Annotated in this window: 2 protein-coding genes and 2 pseudogenes; all 4 read left to right on the top strand. The window is 43.0% G+C overall.

Features of this window, described 5'->3' with window-relative positions:
* Nucleotides 1-225 precede the first annotated feature (225 nt).
* A complete protein-coding gene (locus H8S01_RS14560; RefSeq protein ID WP_420323510.1) occupies nucleotides 226-372 on the top strand; it encodes a DUF3923 family protein in 147 nt (48 codons plus the stop codon).
* A 103-nt stretch (nucleotides 373-475) separates the two neighbouring features.
* Nucleotides 476-1,306: pseudogene (locus tag H8S01_RS13800) on the top strand (DNA topoisomerase); the annotation flags it as partial.
* 46 nt (nucleotides 1,307-1,352) lie between these two features.
* Nucleotides 1,353-1,664: a hypothetical protein gene (locus tag H8S01_RS14200; protein ID WP_330605644.1), complete on the top strand. Its 312-nt coding sequence runs from the start codon at nucleotides 1,353-1,355 to the stop codon at nucleotides 1,662-1,664.
* A gap of 16 nt (nucleotides 1,665-1,680) precedes the next feature.
* Nucleotides 1,681-2,367: pseudogene (locus H8S01_RS13795) on the top strand (recombinase family protein); the annotation flags it as partial.
* Nucleotides 2,368-2,486: the final 119 nt, after the last annotated feature.

The following is a 2,486-nucleotide window of genomic DNA, read 5'->3' as shown; positions in this document are numbered from 1 at the left end:
TTTTTTTTATTTTATGGTGCTTGCGAGCACCGAAAAAATATAAAAATGAGTAATTGGAGCACCGAAAAGACAAAACGGGCACCGAGAACTAAATCTATCCAAGCACCCAATGGTTCAAAATATTCTGAGCAGTAATGCTTTTTCCATTTTGCTTAATATTCTTGCAGAGGAAATCCAAATTTCCTTTTTGGAGGAACTACACAGAATAGATGCGGTAGTGTTTTCTTGTTCATAAGAACAGTAGACGGACATGGTGCTGTACAAACGTTAGAAGTAAAGTTGATTAGTTTTGCTGTATGGGGAATTTTTTATCTTGGCGTATTAGCGATAGAATGGTTGATTTACTTTATTGCTCGACGTTTTAAACATTAAATTCCAATTTGTCTGATTCACAAACAATTTAATAATTATTTTACACAGCACTTTAGCCAAAAGGTTAGGGTGCTATTTTTTTACCACAAAAGGAGGATTTTTAATGTCATATAAATTAGTAATTGCCGAGAAGCCTTCGGTGGCGCAGTCCATAGCGAAGGTAATCGGTGCAGATAAGAGAGAGGACGGATACCTGGAGGGCAATGGTTATATTGTCAGCTGGTGTGTGGGACATCTGGTGGAGCTTGCATCCCCGGAGTCTTATGATAAGAAATATGAAAAGTGGAGATATGATGATCTCCCAATCCTTCCATCACAATGGAATTATCAGATTGCAGCTGCAACCAGAAAGCAGTTTAACATCTTAAAAAAGCTGATGGAGAGGGAAGAGGTAACAGGATTAGTAGAGGCAACAGATGCCGTACGTGAAGGAGAGCTGATCTTCCGCCTGGTGTACAATCAGGCAAAATGTAAAAAGCCGTTCGAGCACTTATGGATTTCTTCAATGGAAGACCAGGCGATTTCGGATGGCTTTTCTAATCTGAAAAATGGCAGGGAATATGATGATCTTTACCAGGCGGCACTCTGCAGGGAACGTGCGGACTGGATCGTAGGAATGAATGCGACCAGATTATTTTCTACGCTGTATGGACAGACGCTGAACGTAGGAAGAGTCATGACACCGACACTTGCCATGATCGTACAGAGAGAAGCTGAGATTGAAGGATTTAAGCCGGAACCAATCTACAGACTTTCCATCAGCTGCGGAGGCATTACTGCTGTTTCCGACCGAGTTGAAAGTAAGCAGGATGCTGAGAAAATTCTGAACAGACTGAAAGAAGAGAAAACAGCACAGGTAACAAAGATTGATCCGGCAGATAAACAGGAGAAGGCACCACAGCTCTACAGCCTGACTGCATTACAGAGAGATGCCAAGCCTTATTACAGCCAGACTGTTAGCGGCTCTTGGGGATGCAGCGGTGAGAAATGAAATTGATGTGGAATTTACCTGTGCAGATACAATATTTAGGGAAAAGACGAAAAATATCAGGGAAAAAGGATGGAGAGAGATTCAGGACTGGATCATAGGAAGCAAGGCAGACAGCACAGATTACGAAGAGGAGAATGAGGACAAAAGAGGGAATGCTGATATGTTGGCATGTATTGCTGCTATGACAAATGGAAAATCATATCCTTTGCAGAATCCAAAGATGGAGGAAGGAAAGACCACACCAAAGAAACATTTTACAGAAGCTATATGCTGTGAAAGGGGGATAAGAAATCGCCCATAGAAAGGAGAGTTTTTCAATGAAAGCAAAGAAAACGGACAACAGCAAGATAACCGCACTATACGAGCGTCTTTCCCGCGACGACGACCTCACAGGCGACAGTAACAGTATAATCAATCAAAAGAAGCTGCTTGAAGATTATGCAAAGGAGCATGGATTTACGAATTGCGTCCACTTTACCGATGACGGCTGGTCTGGGGCAAACTTCGAGCGTCCGAACTGGAAACGCATGATTGCGGGAATTGAAAGCGGCGAAATCGGCTATGTACTGGTAAAGGATTTAAGTCGTGTCGGCAGAGATTATCTGCAAGTGGGATTTTACACAGAAGTCATGTTCAAGGAGCGGGGCGTCCGTTTTATTGCCATAGCAAACGGAGTTGACAGCGACAAGCGCGAAAGCAGCGAGTTTGCCCCGTTTTTGAACATTATGAACGAATGGTATGTGCGTGACAGCAGCCGAAAAATAACAAGCGTTCTCCGCGCAAGAGGAATGTCCGGCAAGCATACAAACAGCCATTGTATCTATGGCTATAAGAAAGACCCCAACGACAAAGACCACTGGATTATCGACGAGGAAGCCGCCGAGGTAGTACGCCGGATTTACCGCATGGCGTTGGAGAGCAAAGGTCCGTATGAAATTGCCCGTATCCTTGCTTTGGAAAAGGTTGAAAGGCCGTCCTATTACCTTGCACAGCGCGGCGTGGGATATAAAATGTCAAGACCGAATGTACAAAAAATATTATATAAAAATGTACAGTTAGTCTGTTTGTCTTAAATGATCTTTTAGCCTATATGATTTTCCTGATATGGGCACTACATGTGCAT

The organism is Lachnospira hominis (ex Liu et al. 2021), from assembly GCF_014287955.1.
GTDB classification, from domain to species: Bacteria; Bacillota; Clostridia; order Lachnospirales; family Lachnospiraceae; genus Lachnospira; species Lachnospira hominis.
Note: the sequence above shows the minus strand (reverse complement) of the source record. Positions and strands in the feature narration are given on the sequence as shown.